Consider the following 24,560-nt stretch of genomic DNA (forward strand, 5'->3'; position numbering starts at 1 on the left):
CTCGTCCACCCGGAGCCTCCACGCCGGGACCCTCACCCGGCGGCGCCCGGGAGGTCGGCGTCCAGGAACGGGACGACCGCTCCGCCCAGCAGGGGGGAGGACAGCAGGTCGTGGTGCGTGGCTCCGGGCAGGACGGCCAGCCGGGAGACCGGGCGCCCCGAGTGGTCCCGGCGGCCGTCCCGCAGACCGCCGCCGAGCAGGGCGAAGAACTCCGCGACGTGCGCGGGCCGCACCGCGTCGGCGTCGGCGAAGACCAACAGCGTCGGCGCGGTGATCCCCGAGACCTCGGACGTCCAGTCGTACTCCCGCCCCAGCATCTCGGCCGTCTTGGCCACCAGCACCGGCCAGTCCTCCACCCGGGGCGCCAGCCGTTCGTACCGCTCGTGGAGCGGTGACCGCCGCATGGCCTCCGCCATCCCCGCGTCCATCCGGTCCATCTCGGCGGTCACCTCCGGGAACCAGCCGCTCCGGCGCGCGGGGAAGGAGACCGCCACCAGACGGCGCACCACGGCCGGGTACTGGATCACGGTGCGCAGGGCCACGCCCGCGCCCATGGAGTAGCCCAGTACGTCCGCCCTCCCCAGGCCGAGGCGCCCGATCAGGGCGGCGACGTCGTCGGCCATCGTCTCCGGCCGCAACGGGCGGTCGGCGTCCGGCGAGCGGCCGTGGCCCTGGAGATCGACCAGGAAGACCCGGCGTCCCTCGGCCAGCTCGGGCAGGACGGGCGCGAACGACTCGCCCGCGCCGTACCCACCGTGCAGCAGCACCAGCGGCTCACCCGGTCCCGCACCGCGCTCCTCGACGTACAGGGGCGTTCCGTTCGCGTCCACGAGTCCCACGTGCCGTTCCTCCCAGGGGCGTTCGGTCGTCAGGGGGTGGACCGGAGCGGACCGCCGAACTCATCGGTCGGGGCGCCCCCGCCGACACCGCCGGCGCCGGACGCCTGTGACGTCGGCAACGCCCGGGAAACCGGGGGACATTGTTCGGCGGTTCCGGAGCAGGAGGCGGTATATGGCACCGTCCTTCTCGACGCCCGCGGACTTCGAAGCGATATTCCACACCACGGTCTCGCCCCTCCTCGTCCTCGACACCGCGCTGGTGATCCGGGACGTCAACCGTTCCTACGCGGCGGTGACGTTCCGCGAGCGGGAGGAGCTGGTCGGACGGCACATGTTCGACGCCTTCCCCGCCAACCCGCACGACCCGGACGCGGACGGGGTGCGCAACCTGGACGCCTCGTTCCGGCGCGTGCTGGCCCGAAGGACCGAGGACGCGATGGGGGTCCAGAAGTACGACATCCCCTTCCCCGACTCCCCCACCGGCTTCCGCGAGAAGTACTGGCTCCCCCTCAACAGCCCCGTCCTCGCCCCGGACGGGGAGGTCACCGCGCTGCTGCACCACGTCGAGGACGTCACCGGCTTCCACGAGGAGCTGGCCCGCATCGAACACGCCTACCGGCGCACCGACACCCCCACCCCCCGCACCCACACCGCGGTCGCCCAACGCGGCTACGCGCGCCACCTGGCCCAGGCGGCGGACGAGGTCCGGCGCCTGGAGGAACTCCGGGAGGAGGTCGAGCAGCTCCGGCAGGCGCTGCACTCCCGGGCCGTGATCGACCAGGCCATCGGCATCGTCCAGGCCGAGCGGCGCTGCAACCCCGAGGACGCCTTCCAGATCCTGGTGACCGTCTCCCAACGCACCAACGTCAAGCTCCGCGACATCGCCACGGCCCTCGTCCGGCGGGCCGAGGACACCCCACCGGGGCTCCTCCTGCCGGAGTTCCCGTCGGGTACCGCCCCCTCCGGCCGCCGGTCCGTCGCGCGGAGGGAGCGGCGGAGCGGTGCGGGAGGGCGCCCGGAGGCGGGAGCGGACGGCGGAACCCGCCCCCGGGCTCCGCTCGCCCCGCCGGGTCCGGCGGGTCCGGCGTCCTGACTTCCCGGCGCTCCCACCGCCCCCACCGGCCCCGCGCCGGGATCGGGCGGGGACCGGACCGTTTCGGTCCGTTTGTTCTCCGACGGGGGCCGTGCCTACACTCCCATGTGTACGAAACCGTTTCGTTCACGATGGAGCGTCCAGGATGACCGACCGGTCGACCGCCGCCGCCATCCCCTCCGGCCGGCGCACCCGACTGACCCCGGAGCGGGAGCGGGAACTCTTCGAGGCCGTGGTCGACCTGGTCCGCGAGCACGGCTACGAGGCACTGACGATGGACGCGGTGGCCGCCCGCACCCGGTCCAGCAAGGCGACCCTGTACCGGCAGTGGGAGAGCAAGCCGAAGCTGGTCGCCACCGCGCTGCGGCACCTGGCCAGGTTCTCCCCCTCCTGCATCGACACCGGCTCCCTCGCCGAGGACCTGCGGCAGATCACCCGGGAGGCCGCCAAGCACGCGGTCGAGGACAACGCCCTGCTGAGCGGCCTCGCCCACGCCGTCACCAAGGACCCCGAACTCCAACAGGCCCTGCACGACCTGTACATCCGGCCCGAGTTGGAGACGCTCGACGCCATCATGCGCAGGGCCGTCGAGCGCGGCGAGCTGGACGCCGACAACCCCGCCACCGAGTTCGTCGTACACCTGCTGGTGGGGGCGCTGGGCACCCGCCGGCTGGTGGAGAACAAGGACCCGGACGCCGAATACCTGGAGCGCTACCTGCGGGCGATCGTCTTCCCGGCGCTCGGCGTCTCCTGACCGGCCCGGTTCCGCTACGGGCCACCGCATCTGGAAAATCCCGTCCACTCCGACTCAGGAGCCCTTACACATCATGGCCACGCTTCTGTACCGGCTCGGCCGCTTCGCCTTCCGGCGGCGCGGGCTGGTCGCACTGCTCTGGGTGGTGGTGCTGGCGGTCGCGGGCGGCGCCGCCGCCGCCTCCACCTCGACAGCGTCCTCCTCCATATCCATCCCCGGCACCGAGGCGCAGAAGGCCTTCGAGCTGCTGGAAGAACGTTTCCCCGGCAGCAGCCCCGACGGCGCCACCGCCCAGGTGGTCTTCCAGGCCCCGGACGGCGAGAAGATCACCGACCCGGAGAACAGGGCCGCCGTCGGCGAGGTCGTCGCCGAGATCTCCGAGGGGTCCCAGGTCCAGCAGGCCGTCGATCCCTTCCAGGCGCGGGCCGTCAGCCCGGACGGCACCATCGCCTACTCGCAGGTCTCCTACGAGACGAACGCCTTCGAGCTGACCGACGACTCCCGCGAGGCCCTGAAGGCCGCCGCCGAGGACGGCCGTCAGGCCGGGCTGACCGTGGAGATCGGCGGTGACGCGCTGGCGACGATCCCGGAGACCGGCAGCGCCGAGGTGATCGGCGTGATCATCGCCGCCGTCGTGCTGCTGGTCACCTTCGGCGCGCTGGTCGCCGCCGGCCTGCCGCTGATCACCGCGCTGATCGGGGTCGGCATCAGCGTCTCGGTGATCACCGCGCTCACCGGGGTCCTGGACCTCGACAACACCACGCCGATCCTGGCCACCATGATCGGCCTGGCCGTCGGCATCGACTACGCCCTGTTCATCGTCTCCCGCTACCGCGCCGAACTCGCCGAGGGCCGCAAGCCGCTGGACGCCGTCGGCCGCGCGGTCGGAACAGCCGGTTCCGCCGTGGTCTTCGCCGGGCTCACCGTCGTCATCGCGCTGGTCTGCCTGGCGGTCGTGGACATCCCGATCCTGACCAAGATGGGGCTGGCCGCCGCCGGCGCCGTCGTCCTGGCCGTCCTGGTCGCCCTGACCCTGATCCCGGCGCTGCTGGGCCTGGCCGGAAAGCGGGTCCTGCCCCGCAAGCAGCGCTCCCTCGGCGACGGCGAGGCCGCCGCGCCGAAGGACAAGCCCGGCGCGGGCATCCGCTGGGCGCGGCTCGTGCTGCGCCGCCCGGTCGCGGTGCTGCTGGCCGGCGTGGTGGGCCTCGGCCTGATCGCCCTGCCCGCCTCCGACCTGGAGCTGGCCCTGCCCGACAACGGCTCCCAGCCCACCAGCACCACCCAGCGCAGGGCCTACGACCTGATCGCGCAGGGCTTCGGTCCGGGCACCAACGGCCCCCTGGTCGTGACCGTCGACGCCCGGGGCAGCGACGACCCCCAGGCCGCCGCCGAGCGGACCGCGGGCGCCGTCCGGGAGTTGGAGGGCGTCGCCGCCGTGACCCCCGCCACGTTCAACGAGGCCGGCGACACCGCGATGATCAACGTCATCCCGACGTCCGCGCCGAGCAGCACCGCGACCGAGGACCTGGTCCACGACATCCGCTCCGAGGCCGGCGACATCGCCGCCGCCACGGGCGCGGAGGTGCTGGTCACCGGGCAGACGGCGATGGCCATCGACGTCTCCCAGAAGCTCGACGACGCCCTGGCGCCCTACCTGGCGCTCGTGGTCGGCCTGGCCTTCCTGCTGCTGATGGTGGTCTTCCGCTCGATCCTGGTCCCGCTCAAGGCCGCGCTCGGCTTCCTGCTGTCGGTGATCGCCGCGCTCGGCGCCGTCGTGGCGGTCTTCCAGTGGGGCTGGCTGGCCGACGTCTTCGGCGTGGAGCAGACCGGTCCGGTGATGAGCCTGATGCCGATCTTCCTGATCGGGCTCGTCTTCGGCCTGGCCATGGACTACGAGGTCTTCCTGGTCACGCGGATGCGGGAGGCCCACGTCCACGGCGAGAGCCCGCACGAGTCGGTCGTCACCGGCTTCGAGCACGGCGCCCGCGTGGTGACCGCCGCCGCACTGATCATGATCAGCGTCTTCGCCGGGTTCATCGGCTCCTCCGAGTCGATGATCAAGATGATCGGCTTCGGTCTGGCGATCGCCGTCCTCTTCGACGCGTTCGTCGTCCGCATGGCGATCGTCCCGGCCGTCCTGGCCCTGCTGGGCAAGTCCGCCTGGTGGCTGCCGCGGTGGCTGGACAAGGCCCTGCCCAACGTGGACGTCGAGGGCGAGAAGCTCCAGCGCGAACTGGCCGACTCCGACACGCCGGCCGAACCCGAGCCGGCCGCCAACCGCTCCTGACACCGGGAGCACCACGGCACGGGGCCGCCGCGCGAACGGAAGCGGAGACGCGACGGCCCCGGCCACGCCGAGCCCGTGGGGACGGGGAACGGCGTGGCGCCGACGGGCCCGGCCCGCGGCTCCCCCGGAAGGGGGACCGCGGCCGGGCCCGCGCGCGTCAGCGGACGCGGGCGGCGGGGAGGGCGGCCAGGATCGCGTCCACCGTCTCCCCCGGCGTCCGGTCGGAGGTGTCCAGCCACAGGCCCAGGCGCGGGGTCTCCTCGCGCAACGAGCGGTCCGGCTCCCGGACCGTCCACGCGCCGTACCCCTTCTTCGCGCGCCCCGCCTCGCGGGCCGCGACCGCGTCGGGGCCCGGGGCGAGCACCACCACGTACAGCGGGCGCGTATGGACCAAGGTGGTGTAGCGGGCCGGCTCCTCGCCGAGCAGGACGTCCTGGACGACGGCGGTCCGGCCGGCTTCGGCGTAGGCGTCGGCCGTCGAGGCCGACAGGCGGTACCGCAGGCGGAGTTGGGCGACGGTCGACTTGCCGGAGGCCATCACCCCGGTGACGACCACCACGGAGGGCCCGGGGTCGGACGCGCTCGTGCCGGACGCTCTCGTGCCGGACGCTCTCGTCCCCTCCCGCACGGCGGTTCCACGGGCGCCGTGCGGGAGGAGACCCTACCCGCGCGGGCGGTGGGACGCTCCGGATCTCCCGCCGGGCCCACCGCCCGGCCCCGTCACCGCTGGGCGCTCCGTTTGACCAGGTAGGCGGCGGTCAGGCAGGCGACCATGATGGCGAGGAAGACCAGGGCTATGGCCAGGCCGCCGGGGAAGCCCCCCTCCTCCTCGGCCAGGTTCACGAGCGCGCCGCCCTGCGCGGCGTGGGCGTACCAACTCATGGCGGTTCCCCTTCCTCCCGGGCCCTCGCGGGACTCGTACCGTGGAACCGTCGCGGTCGCCACGGATGGCGCCGGCGCGGTCCGTGCCGTTCCCCTTCCCCCTTCGACAACAGCGCACGCAGGGGCGCACGGCACGTCCCGGGCGCGGGCCCGTCTCCGGGCGGACCGGGACGGCCGGGGGTCCGGGGCGGCGGAATGTCCCATACCCGCCCTGAAACACATCGGACGGGGCATACGCCTCGGGAGAATTTTCGATTTCCGACGGGATCCGGCACGGATCCCGTGGGAAGAGGGACCGATGGACGACACAGACGAGCTGACACGGGACCGGACGCGCGCGGAGCCGCACGTGCCGGCCGGGGAGACGGCCGTGGGCACCGCCGCGGCCGGGGAGACGGCCGAGGAGCGCAAGCGGCGGCTGAGACGCCGGCTGGAGCGGCTGATCGGCATCGCCGCCACCGAGGGCAACTCCCTGGTCCGGCTCCGCAACGGCGACGAGATCTTCCCGGCGATGCTGGAGAGCATCCGGACCGCCGAGCACACCGTCGACATGATGACGTTCGTGTACTGGCGCGGCGAGATCGCCCGTGAGTTCGCTCACACGATGGCGGAGCGGGCCCGCGCGGGCGTCCGGGTGCGGCTGCTGCTGGACGGCTTCGGCAGCCGGCTGATCGAGAAGGACCTGCTGGAGCTGATGGACGACGCCGGGGTGCGGGTCGCCTGGTTCCGCAGACCGCTGTGGATCTCCCCGATGAAGCAGAACCACCGCTGCCACCGCAAGGTGCTGGTGGTGGACGAGGAGGTCGCCTACACCGGAGGCGTGGGGATCGCCGAGGAGTGGTGCGGCGACGCCCGGAACGAGGGCGAGTGGCGCGACACCCACGTCCGGGTGCGCGGTCCGGCCGTGGACGGGATCGCGGCCGCGTTCGCGCAGAACTGGGCCGAGTGCTCCGACGTGCTCTTCGACGAGCGGGACCGCTTCGTCGAGCACGAACCGCAGGGCGACGCGGTGGTGCAGGTGGTGCGCGGCTCGGCCGGCTTCGGCTGGCAGGACATGCAGACGCTGCTGCGGGTGGTGCTGGAGACGGCCCGGGAGCGGGTGCGGCTGGCCACGGCGTACTTCGCCCCGGACCCGTACTTCGTGGAGCTGCTCTGCGCCACCGCCCGGCGCGGGGTGGAGGTGGAGATCCTGCTGCCCGGTCCGCACACCGACCAGCGGGTGTGCCAACTGGCCGGACAGAACTTCTACGAGGACCTGCTGGCGTGCGGGGTGAGGATCCTGCACTACCAGCCGACGATGATGCACGCCAAGATCGTCACCGTGGACGGGGTGGCCTCCCTGGTGGGCTCCACCAACCTCAACCGGCGCTCCCTGGACCACGACGAGGAGGTGATGCTCGTCGTGCTGGACGAGGACTTCACCGCGCGGCTCGACCGCGACTTCGACGACGACGTGCGCCACAGCGTCCGCATCAGGGGCGTGCGCTGGCGACGGCGTCCGCTCGCGCAGCGGCTGAAGGAGGCGGCCGTCCTGCCCGTCCGGCGCTTCCTGTGAGCGGCGCGACCGGACGGCGGGACGGACGGGAGACGGGTGGGGCCCCGGCACCGTCCCCACGGACGGCACCGGGGCCCCACCCGACGGGTGCCACCGCCTCGGGCGGCACCGCGGACTACTTGGCCTGCGGAGGCTTGCGCACCGAGAGGTGCAGCTCCTTCAGACGGGCCTCGTCGACCTCGCTCGGGGCGCCCATCAGCAGATCCTGGGCGTTGCCGTTGAGCGGGAAGGCGATCGTCTCGCGGATGTTGGGCTCGTCGGCCAGCAGCATCACGATGCGGTCCACGCCCGGGGCGATGCCACCGTGCGGCGGGGCGCCGAAGTGGAAGGCGCGGAGCATGCCGCCGAACTCGTGCTCGACCTCCTCGCGGCCGTAGCCGGCGATCTCGAAGGCCTTGTACATGATCTCCGGCTCGTGGTTCCGGATCGCGCCCGAGGAGAGCTCGACACCGTTGCAGACGATGTCGTACTGCCAGGCCAGAATGTCCAGCGGGTCCTTGGTCTCCAGCGCCTCCAGACCGCCCTGCGGCATGGAGAACGGGTTGTGGGAGAACTCGATCTGCCCGGTGTCCTCGTTCTTCTCGAACATCGGGAAGTCGACGATCCAGCAGAAGCGGAAGACGTTCTCCTCGAACTGGCCGGTGCGGCGGCCGGCCTCGACCCGGACCGCGCCCATGATCTTGGAGACCTCGTCGAACTCGCCCGCGCCGAAGAAGACCGCCGTGCCCGGCTTGGCGTCCAGCCGGGACAGCAGCGCGGAGACGTTCTCCTCGGTGAGGAACTTGGCGATCGGGCCGGTGAGCTTGCCCTCGTCGCCGACGCGCACCCAGGCCAGGCCCTTGGCGCCCTGCTCCACGGCGAACTCGCCCATCTGGTCGAAGAACTTGCGCGGCTGGTCGGCGGTGTCGGGCACGGCCAGGGCGCGGACGTGCCGGTCGGCGAACGCCTTGAAACCGGAACCGGCGAAGACGTCGGAGACGTCGACCAGTTCCAGCGGAACGCGCAGGTCCGGCTTGTCGCTGCCGTACTTGAGCATCGCCTCGCGGAACGGGATGCGCGGGAAGGGGGAGGTGACGTGCCGGCCGCCGCCGAACTCCTCGAACAGCTCGGTCATCACCTTCTCGATGACGCCGAAGACGTCCTCCTGCTCGACGAAGCTCATCTCGACGTCGAGCTGGTAGAACTCGCCCGGCGAACGGTCGGCGCGGGCGTCCTCGTCGCGGAAGCAGGGCGCGATCTGGAAGTAGCGGTCGAAGCCGGCGATCATCAGCAGCTGCTTGAACTGCTGCGGGGCCTGCGGCAGGGCGTAGAACTTCCCCGCGTGCAGCCGGGAGGGCACCAGGAAGTCGCGGGCGCCCTCGGGGGAGGTGGCCGACAGGATCGGGGTGGCCATCTCGTTGAAGCCGAGCGCGGTCATCTTCTGCCGGATGGCCGCGATGACGGCCGAGCGCAGCATGATGTTGCGGTGCATGCGCTCCTTGCGCAGGTCGAGGAAGCGGTACTCCAGGCGCCGCTCCTCGTTGACGCCGTCCTCGGTGTTGATGGTGAACGGCAGCGGGTCGGCGCCGCCCAGCACCTCGACCTCGGCGACCTCGACCTCGACCTCGCCGGTGGGCAGCTCGGGGTTGACGTTCTCCTCGCCGCGCGCGACGACCCGGCCGTCGACGCGGACGACGGACTCCTTGGTGATCGAGCTCAGCGCCTCGTAGGGGGCGGTGTCCGGGCGGACGACGAGCTGGACGATCCCGTAGTGGTCCCGCAGATCGATGAAGAGGATGCCGCCCAGGTTCCGCCGATTGTGCAGCCAGCCGGAGAGGCGGACATCCGTGTCGATGTCCGCGGCACGGAGCTCGCCGCAGGTGTGGGACCGGTACCGATGCATCATTCGTCCAAGTCGTCAGGTTGTCGGGTCTCGTCGGGCCGCCTGTCGGCGCTCCGGCAGCACGTCCGTCGGCACATCCGTCCGGGCGCCGGTCCGGGCTTGCGTCGGAGCCGCGCCGGAAACCGCACCGGGCCGTCCGGGGCCGCTCTCGGGGCGGGCACGCACGCCTCACAGACTACCGCCCGAGCCTCTTCCGCTGGTTGCCCTCCGAACACGCGCACATAGAGTGTAAAAGTGCGTATCGAGGACATTTTGTCGATCAACGGAGTCGGGCTCTGGCGGTGGGACAGCACCGCCGGCCTCATCACGCTGGACGCCACCGCGGCCCGGCTCCTCGGCCTCCCCCCGGAGGAGACCGCCCTCACCGAGGCCGAACTGCGCCGCCACTACCACTCGCTCGACTACGCCGAACTGGCCAACATCGCCGCCCTCGCCCTCACCGAGGGCACCATCGCCGAGGCACTGCTGCGGGTGGTCTCGGAGGACGGCACCGTGCTGCGGATCGTGCGCAACCGCATGGCCCTGGTCGGACAGGGCCCCGTCGACCCGACCGGCACCGACCCGACCCCGACGAACTTCGTGCTCCACGGGCTGATCGTCGAGACGTCCCGGCCCGCCGCCTCCGGCCGGGCGCCCCAGGAGGTCCCCGCCGGGGCCCTGCTGGAGGAGCACGAGCCGGCGGACCCGGCGGGCCCGGCGGGCTCCGCCCCCGAGCCGTCGGGCGGCACCCCCGCCGTGCGCTCCCCGACCTGGCAGGCACCCGTCACCGACGAGTGGCGACGTTCCCGCGAGGCGTTCCTGACGGACCTCGGGCGTTCGCTGGCCGAGTCCCACACCACCCGGGACGTGCTGCGGGTGGCGGCCGAGCTGTCGCTGCCCGACCTCTCCCCCGCCGCCATGGTCGTCTACGGGGTGCGGGGCGACCGGCTGGCGCCGATCGGCGTCTACGGGCCGCGCGAACTCGACCGGCGGCCGTTCGCCGAGATGACGCTGGACAGCGACTACCCCGGCAGCACCGTGGTCCACACCGGCCGGGCCGTCTACCTGTCCTCGCCCGACGAGTACCGTCGCCGCTTCCCCGCCGCCTGGTCGCTGGTCAGGCACTACGAGCACCGCTCCTGGGCGTACCTGCCGCTGATCGTGGGCGGACGGACGATCGGCTCCTGGCTGATCGCCTTCCGGGAGCCGACGACCTTCTCCCCGGACCACCGGTACCTGCTGGTCACGGTGGCCCGGATGCTCGCCCAGGCGCTGTCGCGGGTGTACGTCCAGGAGTCCCGGCGGGAGCTGTCCGACAGCCTCCAGCGCGTCATGCGCCCCGCCCGCCGGACCCGGGTGCCGGGCATGACGATCGCCGGCCGCTACCTGCCGGCCGGCAGCGGGCTCCAGGTCGGCGGCGACTGGTACGACGTGATCCGGCTGCCGTCCGGCCGCACCGCGCTGGTCATCGGCGACGTGCAGGGGCACGACGTGCGGGCCGCGGGGATCATGGCGCAGCTGCGGATCGCGCTGCGCGCCTACGCCGCGGAGGGGCACCGACCCGACGCCGTGCTCTCCCGGGCCAACCGCTTCCTGGCCGGGCTGGACTCCGACGAGCTGCCCGAGTCCGACACCGGCGGGAGCGACGCGCCCCCGCTGGACGACCACCGCTTCGCCACCTGCCTGTACGTGGAGACCGACCCGGCCACGGGCACCCTCGACATCGCCCGCGCCGGGCACCCCGACCCGGTCGTCCGCCTGGCCGACGGCACCGTGCTGACCCTGGCCACCCCGGCCGGACCGCCGCTGGGAGTGGAGTCGGAGTCGGACTACCCGATCACCCGAACGGTGCTGAACCGGGGCGAGACGCTCCTGATGTGCACCGACGGATTGGTGGAGACGAGCGGCCTGAGCTACGACACCGGGTGGGCGCGGCTCCGGAAGGCCCTGGCCGAGCACCCCTGCACCTCGCTGGAGGACCTCGCCGACGGGCTCATCGACACCATGAACGGCCCTCCCACGCGCCACGTCACCGGCACCGGCGCCGGGGACGAACCGCACACGGGAGGCCGCGAGGACGACATCGCGCTGCTGCTCCTGAGCCGGGGCACCGAGGGCCCGTCGCCCCGGCGGCCGACGGTCCGCCGCCTGGTCCTGTCCGTCGCCCAGACGGAGCCGGCCCGGATCGCCACGGCCCGCCACCAACTGCGCGAGCTGCTGTACGACTGGGCGTCCGACGACCAGGCGGAGGGCGCCGTGCTGCTGCTGTCGGAGGTGCTGACCAACGTCCTGGTGCACACCGAGGGGGACGCCTCGCTGGTCGCCGAGCTGTCCGGGGAGCGCGGCTCGCGCCGGCTGCGGGTGGAGGTCGCCGACCCCAGCGACGAGCTGCCCCACCGGCGCGAGCCCGGCGAGCTGGCCTCACGCGGTCGGGGACTGCTGCTGCTGGAGATGCTGGCGGACTCCTGGGGGGTGGCGCCCAGGGGGGTGGGGAAGAGCATCTGGTTCGAGCTCCGCGAGAGCGCCGGGTCGGGCCGGACGACCGGACCGGAACGGCCCGCGGGCGGCGACTGAGGCCGAGAGCGGGCGGTTCCGGCCGGTCTCCGGCCGGTCGGGGCGGACCTCACAGACGGTCGGCCGGGACGCGCCCCAACCGCCCCGCCTTGAAGTCCTCGAACGCCTGCACCAGCTCGGCGTGGCTGTTCATCACGAACGGACCGTAGTGGGCCACCGGCTCGCGGATGGGACGCCCGCCCAACAGGACGACCTCCAGGTCCGGGGTGTGGGAGTCCTGCCTCGCGTCCGCGCGGACGGTCAGCGAGGAGCCGGGGCCGTAGACCGCCGCCTGGCCCAGCTCGATCGGCCGGCGGTCGGTGCCCACCGTCCCCCGACCCGCGAGCACGTAGGCGAGGGCGTTGAAGTCCTCGCGCCAGGGGAGGGTGAGCTCGGCCCCGGGGCCGACCGTCGCGTGGATCATGGTGATCGGGGTGTGGGTGACGCCCGGACCCCGGTGGCCCGCCAGGTCGCCGGCGATCAGCCGCAGCAGCGCGCCGCCGTCGGCGGAGGCGAGCAGCTTCACCTGCCCACCGCCGATGTCCTGGTAGCGCGGGGGGCTCATCTTGTCCTTGGCCGGGAGGTTCACCCACAGCTGGAGCCCGTGGAAGAGGCCGCCGCTGACGACCAGCTCCTCCGGGGGCGCCTCGATGTGCAGCAGGCCGCTCCCGGCGGTCATCCACTGGGTGTCGCCGTCGTTGATGACGCCGCCGCCCCCCGCGGAGTCCCGGTGGACGAATGAGCCGTCGATCAGGTAGGTGACGGTCTCGAAGCCGCGGTGCGGGTGCCAGGGCGTCCCCTTCGGCTCGCCGGGCGCGTACTCCACCTCACCCATCTGGTCCATCATGATGAACGGGTCGAGGTGGCGGTGGTCGATGCCCGCGAAGGCGCGGCGGACGGGGAAGCCCTCGCCCTCGAAGCCCTTGGGGGCGGTGGTCACCGTCAGGACGGGCCGGGCCGCGGCCCGCTCGGCGGGGACGTCGACGCGGGGGAGCGCGAGTGGGTTCTCGGCGGTGATGGCGGGCAAGGAGGGCCTCCTCGGGACAGCGTGGAGAACCCAGAGTATTTCAACGTTCAACATAAATCCAGGGCGAGCCGACCGGACGGCGGCCCGTCCCGCGCCCGCGCCGCCCCGGCCGCCTCAGCCGTACATCCGGCGCATCGCGAAGTCGACCATCTCCTCCACCGCCTTGGCGTCGAAGACGATCCGGTGGTCGCCCTCCATGTCCAGCACGAAGCCGTAGCCCGACGGCAGCAGGTCGAGCACCTCGGCACCGGTGATCACGAAGTACTTGGACTCCTTGCCCGCGTACGCGCGCAGCTCCTTGAGCGTGGTGAACATCGGGATCACCGGCTGCTGGGTGTTGTGCAGCGCCAGGAACCCCGGGGTGTCACCGCGCGGGCAGTACACCTTCGAGGTGGCGAAGATCGCCTGGAAGTCCTCGGGGGTCATCACCCCGGTGGTGAAGGCGCGCACGGCCTCGGCCAGGGACGGCGGCGACGGCTCCGGGTAGTGCTGCTGGTGCTGCTGCTGCCGGCCGTAACCGGGCGGCGGCTGGGAGGCGTAGTGCTGCTGTCCCGCGTGCCCGCCGTGGGCCCCGTGTCCGGGGTGCCCCGCATGACCGCCGTGACCGGCGTGCTGCCCCGCGTTCCCGGTCTGGTCGTAGCCGTACATGGGGGCAAGCCTACCGAGTTGGGGGCGGGCCGCGTCCCGCGAACGGGCCCGCGGGGGCCCTCCGGAGCGGACGCGCCCCGAAGGACCTGGGGGCTCCGTCACAGTCGGGCGGATCGGGGTTGATTCTTATTACCGACGGGTAGCATGATGAGAGCTACTTTCCGGTACGCGTATGCGAGGACTCTCCTCCCTATCCACTACGGAGCCGTCGCCATGGGGCACTACAAGTCGAATCTCCGCGACATCGAGTTCAACCTCTTCGAGGTGCTCGGCCGCGACACGGTGTACGGCACCGGCCCGTTCGCGGAGATGGACGTCGAGACCGCCAAGAGCGTCCTGTCCGAGGTCGCCCGCCTGTCCGAGAACGAGCTGGCCGCCTCCTTCGAGGACGCCGACCGCAACCCGCCGGTGTTCGACCCGGAGACCAACACCGCGCCGGTCCCGGAGTCCTTCAAGCGGAGCTACCAGGCCTACATGGACGCCGAGTGGTGGCGCCTGGGCATCCCGGAGGCCATCGGCGGCACCAACGCCCCGCGCTCCCTGCTGTGGGCCTTCGCCGAGACCATCCTGGGCTCCAACCCGGCCGTGTGGATGTACGCCTCCGGCCCGGCCTTCGCGGGCGTCCTGCACGAGGAGGGCACCGAGGAGCAGCACAAGATCGCCCAGCTGATGGTGGACCGGCAGTGGGGCTCCACCATGGTGCTGACCGAGCCGGACGCGGGCTCCGACGTGGGCGCCGGCCGCACCAAGGCGATCCGGCAGGAGGACGGCTCCTGGCACATCGAGGGCGTCAAGCGCTTCATCACCTCGGGCGAGCACGACATGTCCGAGAACATCGTCCACTTCGTCCTCGCCCGCCCCGAGGGCCACGGCCCGGGCACCAAGGGCCTGTCCCTGTTCATCGTCCCCAAGTACGACTTCGACTGGTCCACCGGTGAGCTCGGCGAGCGCAACGGCGTCTACGCCACCAACGTCGAGCACAAGATGGGCCTGCGCGTCTCCAACACCTGCGAGATGACCTTCGGCGCCAACCGCCCCGCCAAGGGCTGGCTGCTGGGCGAGAAGCACGACGGCATCCGCCAGATGTTCAAGATCATCGAGTTCGCGCGGATGATGGTCGGCACGAAGGCCATCGCCACCCTGTCCACCGGCTACCTCAACGCCCTGGAGTACGCCAAGGAGCGCGTCCAGGGCGCCGACCTGGCCCGGTTCACGGACAAGACCGCCCCGCGCGTCACCATCACCCACCACCCCGACGTGCGCCGCTCGCTGATGACGCAGAAGGCGTACGCCGAGGGCATGCGCTCCCTGGTGCTCTACACCGCCGCCGTCCAGGACGAGGTACAGGTCAAGGAGGCCAACGGCGAGGACGCCTCCGCCGCCAAGCGCCTGAACGACCTGCTGCTGCCGATCGTCAAGGGCTACGGCTCGGAGAAGTCCTACGAGCAGCTCGCCCAGTCGCTGCAGACCTTCGGCGGCTCCGGCTACCTCCAGGAGTACCCGGTCGAGCAGTACATCCGGGACGCCAAGATCGACACCCTCTACGAGGGCACCACGGCGATCCAGGGCCAGGACTACTTCTTCCGCAAGATCGTCCGCGACCAGGGCCAGGCGATGACCGCCCTGTCCGAGGAGATCAAGAAGTTCCTGGCCGAGGCCGCCGGAGGCGAGGAACTGGCCGAGGCCCGCGAGCAGCTCGCCAAGGCCGCGGGCGACCTGGAGGCCATCGTCGGCACCATGCTGACCGACCTGGCCGCCACCGAGAAGGACGTCAAGTCCATCTACAAGGTCGGCCTGAACACCACCCGCCTGCTGATGGCCTCCGGTGACGTCGTCGTCGGCTACCTGCTGCTGAAGGGCGCGGCCGTGGCCGCCGACAAGCTGCCGGGCGCCGCCGCCAAGGACAAGTCCTTCTACGAGGGCAAGATCGCCGCCGCGAAGTTCTTCGCGGCGAACATCCTGCCGGACGTCGGGACGCAGCGCCGGATCGCCGAGGCCACCGACCTCTCCGTGATGGAGCTGGACGAGGCCGCGTTCTGACGGACGCCTCCGGCGGACGCGTCCGAGCCGCCGGGGGCGGGACGCGCGCACCACGGGTCAGGGGCCCCGTTCCCAGGTCAGGGGGGAGCGGGGCCCCCTCGCGTTCGTATGCTGGACACATGAGCAACCCCAGCCGCTTCGACCGTGGCCACACCGACGACCTGGCGTCCTTCCTCCGCTCGTCCCCGACCCCCTACCACGCGGTCGCGAACGCCGCGGAACGGCTGGAGAAGGCGGGCTTCCGCCGGCTGTCGGAAACAGACGTCTGGGAGGGCGGCAGCGGCGGTCGGTACGTGCTGCGCGGTGGCGCGATCATCGCCTGGTACGTGCCGGAGAGCGCCGGTGCGGCCACCCCCTTCCGGATCGTCGGCGCCCACACCGACTCCCCCAACCTGCGCGTCAAGCCCCTCCCCGACACCGGCGCGTCCGGCTGGCGGCAGGTCGCCGTGGAGATCTACGGCGGCACCCTGCTCAACACCTGGCTCGACCGCGACCTGGGACTGGCCGGACGGCTGGCACTGCGCGACGGCTCCACCCGTCTGGTCAACGTCGACCGGCCGCTGCTGCGCGTCCCGCAGCTCGCCATCCACCTGGACCGGCAGGCCAACGACGGCCTCAAGCTGGACCGTCAGCGCCACATGACGCCGATCTGGGGCCTGGGCGAACCGCGCGAGGGCGACCTCGTCGACTTCCTCGCGGGCGAGGCCGGACTGACCGCCTCCGACGTCATCGGCTGGGACCTGATGGTCCACAGCGTCGAGCCGCCCGCCTACCTCGGCCGCGACCGCGAACTGCTGGCCGGACCACGCATGGACAACCTGCTCTCCGTCCACGCGGGCGTGGCCGCGCTCGTCGCCGCGGCCGAACACGACCGGGAGCGGGGCGGCGAACTGCCCCACGTGCCGGTGCTGGCCGCCTTCGACCACGAGGAGAACGGCAGCCAGTCCGACACCGGCGCCGACGGCCCGCTGCTGGGCAACGTGCTGGAGCGCTCCGTCCTCGCGCGCGGCGGCGGCCACGAGGACCGCGCCCGCGCGTACGCCGGGACGGTCTGCCTGTCGTCGGACACCGGCCACGCCGTCCACCCCAACTACTCCGAGCGGCACGAGCCGGGCCACCACCCGCTGCCCAACGGCGGACCGATCCTCAAGGTCAACGTCAACCAGCGGTACGCCACCGACGGCACCGGCCGCGCGGTCTTCGCGACGGCCTGCGAGCGGGCCGGGGTGCCGTGGCAGACGTTCGTCTCCAACAACGCGGTGCCCTGCGGAACGACGATCGGCCCCATCACCGCGGCGCGGCACGGCATCGCCACGGTGGACATCGGCGTGGCGATCCTGTCGATGCACTCCGCCCGCGAACTGTGCGGCGCCGACGACCCGTTCCTGCTGGCGAACGCCCTGACGGCCTTTCTGGAGGGGTGAGACGCCCGGGTTTCCGCCCCGACGGCCCGTCAAGGACGCCGCCCGGCGAGCCCGTCGGCCGGCCCGTCCGCCCCTCCACCCGGCCCCCCGCGCGGCCCGTGCCCGCGACCCCCGCGGTCACGAGCCGCATGTGCGGGGGAGCCGGGGGTAGGCGGTTGGTTGAACGAGCCCTCAACCAGCCGGACGGAGGCGGTTATTCATGGGCATGGCACTGACCATCGTACTGATCGCGGTGGGCGCGATCCTGACCTTCGGGGTCAGTTGGGACATCTCCGGGGTCAACCTCGATGTGATCGGCCTGATCCTGATGGCGGTCGGCTTCATCGGGCTGGCGTCGTACGTGAGCATCTTCAAGCGCCGCCGTGTGCAGCCCCCGAGCCCGGCCGCACCGGTCGTCGAGGAGAACCACCGCCACCAGTGGCGTGCCTGACGGCGCGCGGCGGCGTCGGCGGGGAGGCCGGGAGGTCGGGAGGCCGACGGGGACATCGGCGGGAACGTCGGCGGAAGAGCGTCCGCGCGGCCCGGTCCGGGAACGCCGGACCGGGCCGCGCCGCGTCTTCGGCCGGACGGCTCAGCCGGCGGACCGGGCCGTGAGCGCGGCGAGTTCACCGAGGAGCCGGGCCGCCGGCACCGGATCGACCAGCCACTTCAGGTGGCTGCCCGCCAGGGTGCGGACGTCGTACGGGTTGTCCGGCGTCAGCGCGTCGCCCTCGCGGATCAACCGGTCCTGCAGGGCGAGCGGCATGCTCGCGTCGTCGGCCAGCCGCACGAAGGTCCTCGGGACACGACCCCAGGTCGCGGCCTGCGCCCGATCGGCACAGGTACCGGCGTCCAGACCCTCGTCGGGCTGGAAGGTGCCCAGGAACGCCAGGAACTCGTCGTCGGTGCCGTCGGCGAGGAAGGCCGCCTTCAGCGCGGCGAGGGCGTCCGGGTCCGCGGTGCGGAAGTTCACGCGCAGCAGGCCGAGTTCGGCGGGGTTCCCGACCATCGCCGGGCCCAGGGAGGCGGTGTCCACCTCGGCCATCTCCGGCTCGGCGTAGTAGTCGCCCACGTCGAGGGCGACCGGGCACCAGGCCGCGACGTAGACGAGGCGGTCGATCAGGTCCGGCCGCGCGTTGGCCGCGGCCGTGGCCGTGACGCCGCCGCGGCTGTGGGCGACGAGGATCACCGGCCCGTTCTCCCCGGCCCGTTCCAGGACCCCGATCAGGTGCGCGACGTTGTCGGCGAGCGTGACGCCCCTGATCGAGCCGGGCGCGGCGGCGAGCCCGTCGAGGTCCTGCGGTGCCTGGTAGGCGCGCGGGTAGGTGGCCCCGAATCCGTGGCCCGGGAGGTCGACGGCGGCCGACCGGTGCCCGAGGAGGGCGAGTTCGGCCTGGAGCGGCGCGAAGGAGAAGGAGTTCGCGAAGGCTCCGTGCACCAGTACGAACGTCGGTCGCATGGGTCTGCTCGCTTTCCGGTCCGTGTGGCGTCGGCGGTACGCGCGTCCGGAGAGCGGGCCGTCGTCCCGCGCACCATCCACCGCGGGAAAGCGATCGTGCGCGGTGGGCACCACGTGCCCGAGCGCGGAGTTCCGATCGACGGGTGACGCGGTGGGGCGCCCGGTCTCCGACCGGGCACCCTACTGGCCGGAAGACCGCCGTCACCAGGTGTTTTCCGGCGGGCGGGAAGCCCGCCCCCGGTCCGGCGGAGGAGATCACCGCCGGACCGGACAGGCGCCGCCCCGCACCGCGGGCGCTACGCCCGGTCGTCCATCCCCGCCAGCACCAGCGGCAGCCGGGAGGCCCCGTCCCGGGTGACGCGCACCGGAACGCCCCAGTCCTGCTGGTGGACGTGGCAGGCCGGGTACTCCGTGGCCGGGTCGTCGTCACAGGAGGCAGCCATCGCCGAGACGTGCAGCACGCCCTCGGTGACGCCGTCGGCGAGGGTCACCTCCCGCGTCAGGTCCGTGCCCTGGCCGGCGCCGTCCGCCAGCAGCTCCGGCGGGGTGGCGTCGACCAGCAGCCGGGTGGAGGGTCCGTAGCGCTCGTCCAGCTTCTGTCCGGGCGGGGCCTGGAAGACCACGTCCAGCCGGAGCCTGCCCGGCGCCACCTCGGTGGCCTCGCGCCGCGTGCGGTGGGCGACCGCCTCGACGCGCACGGCCTCCTCCGGCAGCCGCAGCCGGGTCAGCCGGTGGCGGGCGGACTCCACCACCACGATGTCGTCGGAGCCGTCCCCGGGGAGCACGGCGTCGGACGGCTCGCGCAGGTCCGTGGCGAGGGTGGTGACCTCGTTCGTGGCCGGGTCGTAGCGGCGCAGGGCGTGGTTGTAGGTGTCGCACACCGCCACCGAGCCGTCGGGCAGGGCGGTGACGCCCAGCGGGTGCTGGAGCAGTGCCCGGTCGGCGGTGCCGTCGCGGTGGCCGAAGTCGAACAGACCGGTGCCGACGGCCGTGCGGACGACGAACCCGGTGCCGTCCCCGGAGCCGTCGCCGGCGCGCTCGACCCACCGCAGGGCGGACGTCTCGGAGTCGGCCACCCACAGCCGCTCCCCGGCCGCCGCGAGCCCGGAGGGCTGCGCGAACCACGCCCGCTCCGCCGGACCGTCGACCAGCCCCTCGTTGGTGGTGCCCGCCGCGACGGCCACCGTGCCCGTCCGGGGGTCGTACGCCCACAGCTGGTGGACCCCGGCCATCGCGACCCAGAGCCGCCCCTCCCACCAGGCCACGTCCCACGGCGAGGAGAGGTCCACCTCGCGCGCCGGGCCCGCGGAGGGCGAGCCCTGCCACCACTGGCGGCCGGTCCCGGCGAGCGTGGTGACCTCACCGGTGGCCGGGTCCCAGGCCCGCAGCGCGTGGTTGACGGTGTCGGCCACCGCCACCGTTCCGTCGGGCAGCGTCGCCAGGCCCTGCGGCTCGCCGAACCGCGCCCGCTCCGCCGGACCGTCGACCAGCCCGCGCTCCCCGTCGCCGACGCGCCGCACGACGGTCTCCCCGTCCGGTTCCAGCTCCACCAACTGGTGCCGGGTGGTGTCGCTGACCAGGAGGTTGCCCGAGGGCAGGACGATCGCCTTGCCGGGGAAGCGCAGGTCGGTCGGCTCCGGCTCCGGCGGCACGTAGGGACCGTCACCGCGCCGCAGGGTGCCCTTGGCGGCGTGCTCGGCCTCCAGCTCCGCCACCAGCTTCTCGATGGCGTGGACGTGCCCCTCGCCCGCGTGCTGGGCGACGACGTAGCCCTCCGGGTCGATGACGACGAGCGTGGGCCAGGCGCGCACCGCGTACTGCTTCCAGGTCGCCAGCTCGGGGTCGTCCAGGACGGGGTGGTGCACCCCGTAGCGCTCGACGGCGTCGACGACGGCCCGGTGCTCGGCCTCGTGGACGAACTTCGGCGAGTGGACGCCGATCACCACCACGGTGTCGCGGTGCTTCTCCTCCAGCTCGCGCAGCTCGTCCAGGACGTGCAGGCAGTTGATGCAGCAGAAGGTCCAGAAGTCCAGGATCACGATGCTGCCCCGGAGGTCCGCGAGGGTCGGCTCCCGGTCGCCGGTGTTGAGCCAGCCGCCCTTGCCGATCAGCTCGGGGGCGCGGACGCGGGCCCGTCGGGGGGCCGGGGCGGCAGAGGCGGAGGCGGGGGGCGGAACGTTCATGTCCTCCAGTGTGTCAAGACCGCGGACGATCTCCCGCCCGGCCCTCCCCGCGCCCCGCGCGGAGGGCCTCCAGCGACCAGCGCCCCGGCCCGACGGCGGCGATCAGCAGGAACGACCAGCAGAACACCGCCGCCGCCTCGCCCCCGTTCTCGATGGGGAGCAGCCCCCTGGGCTGGTGGACGACGAAGTACGCGTAGGCCATCGATCCCGAGCAGAGGACGGCGGCGGTCCGGGCGCCGTACCCGACCGCCACCAGCGTCCCGCCGACGAGCTGGACGACGGCCGCCCACCAGCTCGGCCACTGGCCGACGTCCGGGGCGTCCCCGCCGCGCGGGTCGCCGGGCACGCCGAACAGGGTGTCGACGCCGTGACAGGCGAAGAGCAGGCCGATGACGACGCGGAAGAGCGCCGTGACGTACTCCCGGACCTCCGCCGGCAGGCGGGCGGGGAGCACGGGGGGCACGAGCGGCGCGGGCGAGGTGGGGGACGTGTCGGTGTTCTTCCGCATGGGTGCTCCTGGGGTGGGGGCCGACGAGCCTTACGGACGGGCGTGCGACGCGCGACACAGGGCGCCTTGGTCTAGACCTAACGCACCGTAGCGACGCGCCGATTACATGTCTAGACCATTCGCGAGCGGGTTCCCGCACCCCGCCCCGGAGGCCGGACCGCCTACCCCGAGGCGCCCCGGTCCGCCCCGGACGGGAACGTGACGCGGGCCGCGACCGGGAGGTGGTCGCTCCCGGTCGCCGGCAGGGTCCACAGCCGGGTGACGGCACCCGCACGAGCCAGGACGTGGTCGATGCGGGCGAGGGGGAAGGACACCGGCCAGCTGAAGGCGAAGCCGTCCGTCACGCCCTCCCCCGCGGAGTCCACCCGGTTCAGGACGGGCGCCAGCCCGCGGTCGTCCAGGGTGCCGTTGAGATCGCCCAGCAGGATCACGCGGGGCGACTCCTCCGCTCGGAGCTCCGCGCCCAACAGGACCGCGCTCTCGTCCCGGCGGGCGGTGTCGAAGCCGCTCGGCCGGACGCGGACCGAGGGCAGGTGGACGACGTACACGGCGACGTCCCCGTACGGGGTGCGCGCGGTGGTGCGCAGTCCCCGGTTCCAGTCGGTCCCGAAACCCGCGGGCCGGATGTCCAGCGGCCGGCTGTCCACCAGGGGGTACTTCGACCACAGACCGACGGACCCCACCACCACGTGGTGGGGGTGGCCCGGGGCCAGGACCGCGTCGTAGGCGGGCAGCGCGGCGGGGAGCAGCTCCTGCAGCGCGACCAGGTCGGGTCCGGCCGCGGCCACCGCCCGTGCGGTGCCGGTGGGGTCACGGTTCTCGTCGCCGGCGTTGTGCTGGACGACCGTGATCGCCGCGGCGCCGGTCCCCTCCTCCACCGGACCCCGGTCCCACGGCACCACCGCCCGGTGGAAGAGGCCCAGCCAGACCACCGCGGGCAGCAGCAGCGCCACCAGGGCGAGGGTCGAGCGGCGCAGCAGCGCCACGACCGACAGCGCCGGGACGGCCAGGCCCGTCCACGGCAGGAAGGTCTCCCACAGGCTGCCGAGCCCCAGGACGCCGGGGACGTGGGAGTGCAGGGCCATCAGGGCGGCGACCGCCACGGCGAACGCGGCGGTGACCCGGCCCCGCGTCCAGGGGGTGCGGCCCCTCTCGTCCGCTCCCCACCGCCGCCGCACCACCCGCCGTGCCCTCGACACCCGTCCCACGCGTACCCCCTCCGTCCCCGCCCCCCGCGGACGGTGCCGGTGAGTATGACGCGGCGACGAGAGTCAGAGGTTCTTGGGGTCGAACGGGTCGTGCTCGGTGATCAGCTTGTCGATCCTGGCCTTGTCCACCCGGGTGGTCACCTCCTGGAGCTCCTGCCGGTCCCGCACGCACTTGGCCAGCGTGAAGGTGGAGGAGACCAGGAAGAGCACGCCCAGCGCCAGAAAGCCCCGCTCCCACGGCCCCAACGGCAGGTAGGCGACGCCGAGGGCCACGGCCAGCAGGGAGAGGCCGAAGGAGAGGACGGCCTGCACGAAGAACGCGGCCGTCATGGGCCGCTGCACCGGTGGTGTGGTCATGGCCACAGCGTGGCGCGGGGCCGTGGCCACCACATGAGTACGGCTACTCAGGGCAGAGCACCGGTCGGCGTGCGGATCAGCGCAGCACGCGGTCCCGCAGGACGGGGAAGTCCGCGCGGACCGTGTCCACGTACGCCGGGTCCAGCTCGGCGGTGACCACCCGCTCCCCGGCGTCCTCCGCCTCGGCCAGCGTCTCGCCCCACGGATCGACGATCACACTGCGCCCCGCCTGGGGCACGCCGGCGTGGGTGCCGGCGGTGCCGCAGGCCAGGACGTACGCCTGGTTCTCCACGGCGCGGGCGCGGGCCAGCAGGCTCCAGTGGGCGGCGCGGCGGGCGGGCCAGCCCGCGCAGACGACCAGCGTCTTGGCGCCGGCGTCGGTCAGGGCCCGGAACAACTCCGGGAAGCGCAGGTCGTAGCAGGTGGCCAGGCCCAGGGTGGTGGTGGGCAGCGGGACGGTGGCCGGTTCGGCGCCCGCGGACATCAGGGCGGCCTCGCCGCGGTCGAAGCCGAAGCGGTGGATCTTGCGGTACGCGTGGACCAACTCGCCGTCGGGGGAGAAGAACAGGGCCGTGTTGTAGAGGTCGCGGCGGTCGTCGGGGGTGCCGTCCCCACCCGCTCCCGGGGCACGCTCGACCACGGACCCGGCGTGCAGCCACACGCGCGCGTCGCGCGCCGCCTCGGACATGATCCGTGCCGTGGGCCCGTCGAGCGGCTCGGCCTCCGCGGCGAAGGAGTCGTAGGAGAAGGCCCCGACCGTCCACAGCTCCGGGAGGACGACCAGGTCGGAACCGGACTGCTCCCGCACCAGCCCGGCCGCCCGCACCCGCCGGGCTTCGACCGGTTCGTCCGGATCGACGTCGAGCTGGATGAGGGAGGCGCGCACCGTACCACCGTCCGTGAGGTCGCGGGGGTCAAAACCCGTGGGCAAGCAGCCTACGATCGTCACTCGAAAGTTCTGTCAGGCTGCCCGCCCGCAGCGTAACTTGAGAGCACCCAGTCCGCGAACCCACACTTTCTCCGCACGTACCGAGGGGTCCCGTTGACCGACCACCCAAGCCTTCAGCCCTATGCCGACGCCTGGACCCACTCCATCGAGGCGATATCCGAGCTGGTCACCCCGCTCGTCGAGGGCGAGTGGAACCACGCGACCGAGTGCCCGGGCTGGTCCGTCCGCGATGTCGTTTCCCACATCATCGGCTCGGAGTGCGAGATGCTGGGCGACCCCCGGCCGATCCACTCCCTGCCGCGCGACCTGTTCCACCTCAAGGACGACCTCAGCCGCCGCATCGAGGTGCAGGTGGACGTGCGCCGCTGTCACACCGCGCCGGAGATGACCAGCGAGCTGGAGTACACGATCATCCGCCGGTCGCGCCAGTTGCGGAACGAGAAGCGCGACCCGTCGACGAAGGTCACGACCCCGCTGGGCGTGGAGATGACGCTGGAGCGGGCACTGCGGACGCGGGCGTTCGACGTGTGGGTGCACGAGCAGGACCTGCGGCGCGCGCTGGGCAAGCCCGGCAACCTGGACTCCCCCGGCGCGTACGTCGCCCGGGACGTGCTGCTGGAGGGGCTGCCGAAGGTCGTCGCCAAGGACGCGGGCGCGCCCCCGAACACGGCGGTCGTCTTCGACGTGAGCGGGCCGGTGGAGTTCATGCGGACGGTGCGCGTGGACGGCGAGGGCCGGGGCACGGTGGACGGCAGCGTCTCCCTGGGTCCGGCGGTCACCGTGGCGACGGACTGGGAGACGTACCTGCGGCTCGCGTGCGGACGGGTGCGGCCCTCGGCGGTGCGCGACGACGTCAAGATCGAGGGCGACCGGGAGCTCGCGGACGCGATCCTCGCCCACTTCTCCGTCACGCCCTGACCCGGCGCCGCCGGACGGACCGAGCGGGGGCGCGCC

Annotated in this window: 21 protein-coding genes; 9 read left to right on the plus strand and 12 right to left on the minus strand. The window is 72.9% G+C overall.

Features of this window, described 5'->3' with window-relative positions; all coding sequences use genetic code 11:
- Positions 1 to 32: 32 nt before the first annotated feature.
- The gene (locus F0L17_RS12485; RefSeq protein WP_162466115.1) at positions 33 to 839 is read right to left on the minus strand and encodes an alpha/beta fold hydrolase; all 807 of its coding nucleotides are present in this window, start codon (positions 837 to 839) and stop codon (positions 33 to 35) included.
- A gap of 172 nt (positions 840 to 1,011) precedes the next feature.
- On the opposite strand from F0L17_RS12485, the gene F0L17_RS12490 reads away from it, so the two are divergent.
- The 3 genes from F0L17_RS12490 to F0L17_RS12500 all read left to right on the plus strand — a co-directional run bounded on the left by F0L17_RS12490 (position 1,012) and on the right by F0L17_RS12500 (position 4,973).
- A complete protein-coding gene (locus F0L17_RS12490; protein WP_155071133.1) occupies positions 1,012 to 1,932 on the plus strand; it encodes an ANTAR domain-containing protein in 921 nt (306 codons plus the stop codon).
- Between the two features lie 145 nt (positions 1,933 to 2,077).
- Positions 2,078 to 2,686, plus strand: coding sequence for a TetR/AcrR family transcriptional regulator (locus tag F0L17_RS12495; protein WP_155071134.1), 609 nt, complete (start codon positions 2,078 to 2,080; stop codon positions 2,684 to 2,686).
- 73 nt (positions 2,687 to 2,759) lie between these two features.
- A complete protein-coding gene (locus F0L17_RS12500; RefSeq protein WP_155071135.1) occupies positions 2,760 to 4,973 on the plus strand; it encodes an MMPL family transporter in 2,214 nt (737 codons plus the stop codon).
- A 157-nt stretch (positions 4,974 to 5,130) separates the two neighbouring features.
- On the opposite strand, the gene F0L17_RS12505 is transcribed toward F0L17_RS12500, so the two are convergent.
- On the minus strand, positions 5,131 to 5,511 hold the full coding sequence (locus F0L17_RS12505) for a phosphotransferase (RefSeq protein ID WP_155073550.1): 381 nt from the start codon (positions 5,509 to 5,511) through the stop codon (positions 5,131 to 5,133).
- 182 nt (positions 5,512 to 5,693) lie between these two features.
- Complete coding sequence (locus F0L17_RS12510; protein ID WP_155071136.1) at positions 5,694 to 5,855, minus strand: hypothetical protein; 162 nt, start codon at positions 5,853 to 5,855, stop codon at positions 5,694 to 5,696.
- Between the two features lie 298 nt (positions 5,856 to 6,153).
- Between F0L17_RS12510 and F0L17_RS12515 the strand changes: the two genes are divergently transcribed.
- The gene (locus F0L17_RS12515) at positions 6,154 to 7,410 is read left to right on the plus strand and encodes a phospholipase D-like domain-containing protein (protein WP_155071137.1); all 1,257 of its coding nucleotides are present in this window, start codon (positions 6,154 to 6,156) and stop codon (positions 7,408 to 7,410) included.
- Positions 7,411 to 7,525: 115 nt separating this feature from the next.
- On the opposite strand, the gene aspS is transcribed toward F0L17_RS12515, so the two are convergent.
- Positions 7,526 to 9,292 carry an aspartate--tRNA ligase gene (gene aspS / locus F0L17_RS12520; RefSeq protein ID WP_155073551.1) on the minus strand — a complete coding sequence of 589 codons (1,767 nt, stop codon included), beginning with the start codon at positions 9,290 to 9,292 and terminating at the stop codon, positions 7,526 to 7,528.
- 234 nt (positions 9,293 to 9,526) lie between these two features.
- Here aspS and F0L17_RS12525 point away from each other — a divergent pair, with 234 nt between their 5' ends.
- Positions 9,527 to 11,845 (plus strand): ATP-binding SpoIIE family protein phosphatase, encoded by a 2,319-nt coding sequence (locus F0L17_RS12525; protein ID WP_338018065.1) that lies wholly within the window; start codon positions 9,527 to 9,529, stop codon positions 11,843 to 11,845.
- A 49-nt stretch (positions 11,846 to 11,894) separates the two neighbouring features.
- Here the strand turns inward: F0L17_RS12525 and F0L17_RS12530 are convergent, their stop codons facing one another.
- Both F0L17_RS12530 and F0L17_RS12535 read right to left on the minus strand, forming a co-directional pair.
- Positions 11,895 to 12,851, minus strand: coding sequence for a pirin family protein (locus tag F0L17_RS12530; RefSeq protein WP_155071138.1), 957 nt, complete (start codon positions 12,849 to 12,851; stop codon positions 11,895 to 11,897).
- Between the two features lie 114 nt (positions 12,852 to 12,965).
- Positions 12,966 to 13,499, minus strand: coding sequence for an SseB family protein (locus F0L17_RS12535; protein ID WP_155071139.1), 534 nt, complete (start codon positions 13,497 to 13,499; stop codon positions 12,966 to 12,968).
- Positions 13,500 to 13,712: 213 nt separating this feature from the next.
- On the opposite strand from F0L17_RS12535, the gene F0L17_RS12540 reads away from it, so the two are divergent.
- From F0L17_RS12540 to F0L17_RS12550, 3 genes are all read left to right on the plus strand, one after another.
- Positions 13,713 to 15,539 (plus strand): acyl-CoA dehydrogenase, encoded by a 1,827-nt coding sequence (locus F0L17_RS12540; RefSeq protein ID WP_155071141.1) that lies wholly within the window; start codon positions 13,713 to 13,715, stop codon positions 15,537 to 15,539.
- 119 nt (positions 15,540 to 15,658) lie between these two features.
- A complete protein-coding gene (locus tag F0L17_RS12545) occupies positions 15,659 to 16,963 on the plus strand; it encodes a M18 family aminopeptidase (protein WP_155071142.1) in 1,305 nt (434 codons plus the stop codon).
- Between the two features lie 199 nt (positions 16,964 to 17,162).
- Positions 17,163 to 17,393 carry a DUF6458 family protein gene (locus F0L17_RS12550; RefSeq protein ID WP_155071143.1) on the plus strand — a complete coding sequence of 77 codons (231 nt, stop codon included), beginning with the start codon at positions 17,163 to 17,165 and terminating at the stop codon, positions 17,391 to 17,393.
- 141 nt (positions 17,394 to 17,534) lie between these two features.
- Here F0L17_RS12550 and F0L17_RS12555 read toward each other — a convergent pair whose 3' ends face one another.
- The 6 genes from F0L17_RS12555 to F0L17_RS12580 all read right to left on the minus strand — a co-directional run bounded on the left by F0L17_RS12555 (position 17,535) and on the right by F0L17_RS12580 (position 23,543).
- Entirely contained in the window at positions 17,535 to 18,401 is an 867-nt protein-coding gene (locus F0L17_RS12555; protein ID WP_155071144.1) for an alpha/beta fold hydrolase, read from the minus strand.
- Between the two features lie 296 nt (positions 18,402 to 18,697).
- A complete protein-coding gene (locus tag F0L17_RS12560; RefSeq protein ID WP_155071146.1) occupies positions 18,698 to 20,584 on the minus strand; it encodes an NHL domain-containing thioredoxin family protein in 1,887 nt (628 codons plus the stop codon).
- A gap of 13 nt (positions 20,585 to 20,597) precedes the next feature.
- Positions 20,598 to 21,092, minus strand: coding sequence for a DoxX family protein (locus tag F0L17_RS12565; protein WP_155071147.1), 495 nt, complete (start codon positions 21,090 to 21,092; stop codon positions 20,598 to 20,600).
- A gap of 161 nt (positions 21,093 to 21,253) precedes the next feature.
- Complete coding sequence (locus F0L17_RS12570) at positions 21,254 to 22,300, minus strand: endonuclease/exonuclease/phosphatase family protein (RefSeq protein ID WP_162466117.1); 1,047 nt, start codon at positions 22,298 to 22,300, stop codon at positions 21,254 to 21,256.
- Positions 22,301 to 22,363: 63 nt separating this feature from the next.
- Positions 22,364 to 22,657 carry a YiaA/YiaB family inner membrane protein gene (locus F0L17_RS12575; RefSeq protein ID WP_155071149.1) on the minus strand — a complete coding sequence of 98 codons (294 nt, stop codon included), beginning with the start codon at positions 22,655 to 22,657 and terminating at the stop codon, positions 22,364 to 22,366.
- A gap of 76 nt (positions 22,658 to 22,733) precedes the next feature.
- On the minus strand, positions 22,734 to 23,543 hold the full coding sequence (locus F0L17_RS12580; RefSeq protein ID WP_162466118.1) for a nitrilase-related carbon-nitrogen hydrolase: 810 nt from the start codon (positions 23,541 to 23,543) through the stop codon (positions 22,734 to 22,736).
- 156 nt (positions 23,544 to 23,699) lie between these two features.
- On the opposite strand from F0L17_RS12580, the gene F0L17_RS12585 reads away from it, so the two are divergent.
- Entirely contained in the window at positions 23,700 to 24,524 is an 825-nt protein-coding gene (locus F0L17_RS12585) for a maleylpyruvate isomerase family mycothiol-dependent enzyme (protein ID WP_155071152.1), read from the plus strand.
- Positions 24,525 to 24,560 lie beyond the last annotated feature (36 nt).

It is taken from the genome of Streptomyces taklimakanensis, assembly GCF_009709575.1.
Taxonomy (GTDB): domain Bacteria; phylum Actinomycetota; class Actinomycetes; order Streptomycetales; family Streptomycetaceae; genus Streptomyces; species Streptomyces taklimakanensis.

Excerpts from the sequence above, each read along its gene's own strand:
- F0L17_RS12510 (WP_155071136.1), bottom strand. The coding sequence starts at position 5,855 with ATGAGTTGGTACGCCCACGCCGCGCAGGGCGGCGCGCTCGTGAACCTG.
- F0L17_RS12495 (WP_155071134.1), top strand. The coding sequence starts at position 2,078 with ATGACCGACCGGTCGACCGCCGCCGCCATCCCCTCCGGCCGGCGCACC.
- F0L17_RS12505 (WP_155073550.1), bottom strand. The coding sequence starts at position 5,511 with ATGGCCTCCGGCAAGTCGACCGTCGCCCAACTCCGCCTGCGGTACCGC.
- F0L17_RS12555 (WP_155071144.1), bottom strand. The coding sequence starts at position 18,401 with ATGCGACCGACGTTCGTACTGGTGCACGGAGCCTTCGCGAACTCCTTC.
- F0L17_RS12560 (WP_155071146.1), bottom strand. The coding sequence starts at position 20,584 with ATGAACGTTCCGCCCCCCGCCTCCGCCTCTGCCGCCCCGGCCCCCCGA.
- F0L17_RS12490 (WP_155071133.1), top strand. The coding sequence starts at position 1,012 with ATGGCACCGTCCTTCTCGACGCCCGCGGACTTCGAAGCGATATTCCAC.
- F0L17_RS12535 (WP_155071139.1), bottom strand. The coding sequence starts at position 13,499 with ATGTACGGCTACGACCAGACCGGGAACGCGGGGCAGCACGCCGGTCAC.
- F0L17_RS12515 (WP_155071137.1), top strand. The coding sequence starts at position 6,154 with ATGGACGACACAGACGAGCTGACACGGGACCGGACGCGCGCGGAGCCG.
- F0L17_RS12540 (WP_155071141.1), top strand. The coding sequence starts at position 13,713 with ATGGGGCACTACAAGTCGAATCTCCGCGACATCGAGTTCAACCTCTTC.
- F0L17_RS12565 (WP_155071147.1), bottom strand. The coding sequence starts at position 21,092 with ATGCGGAAGAACACCGACACGTCCCCCACCTCGCCCGCGCCGCTCGTG.
- F0L17_RS12575 (WP_155071149.1), bottom strand. The coding sequence starts at position 22,657 with ATGACCACACCACCGGTGCAGCGGCCCATGACGGCCGCGTTCTTCGTG.
- F0L17_RS12550 (WP_155071143.1), top strand. The coding sequence starts at position 17,163 with ATGGGCATGGCACTGACCATCGTACTGATCGCGGTGGGCGCGATCCTG.
- F0L17_RS12500 (WP_155071135.1), top strand. The coding sequence starts at position 2,760 with ATGGCCACGCTTCTGTACCGGCTCGGCCGCTTCGCCTTCCGGCGGCGC.
- aspS (WP_155073551.1), bottom strand. The coding sequence starts at position 9,292 with ATGCATCGGTACCGGTCCCACACCTGCGGCGAGCTCCGTGCCGCGGAC.
- F0L17_RS12545 (WP_155071142.1), top strand. The coding sequence starts at position 15,659 with ATGAGCAACCCCAGCCGCTTCGACCGTGGCCACACCGACGACCTGGCG.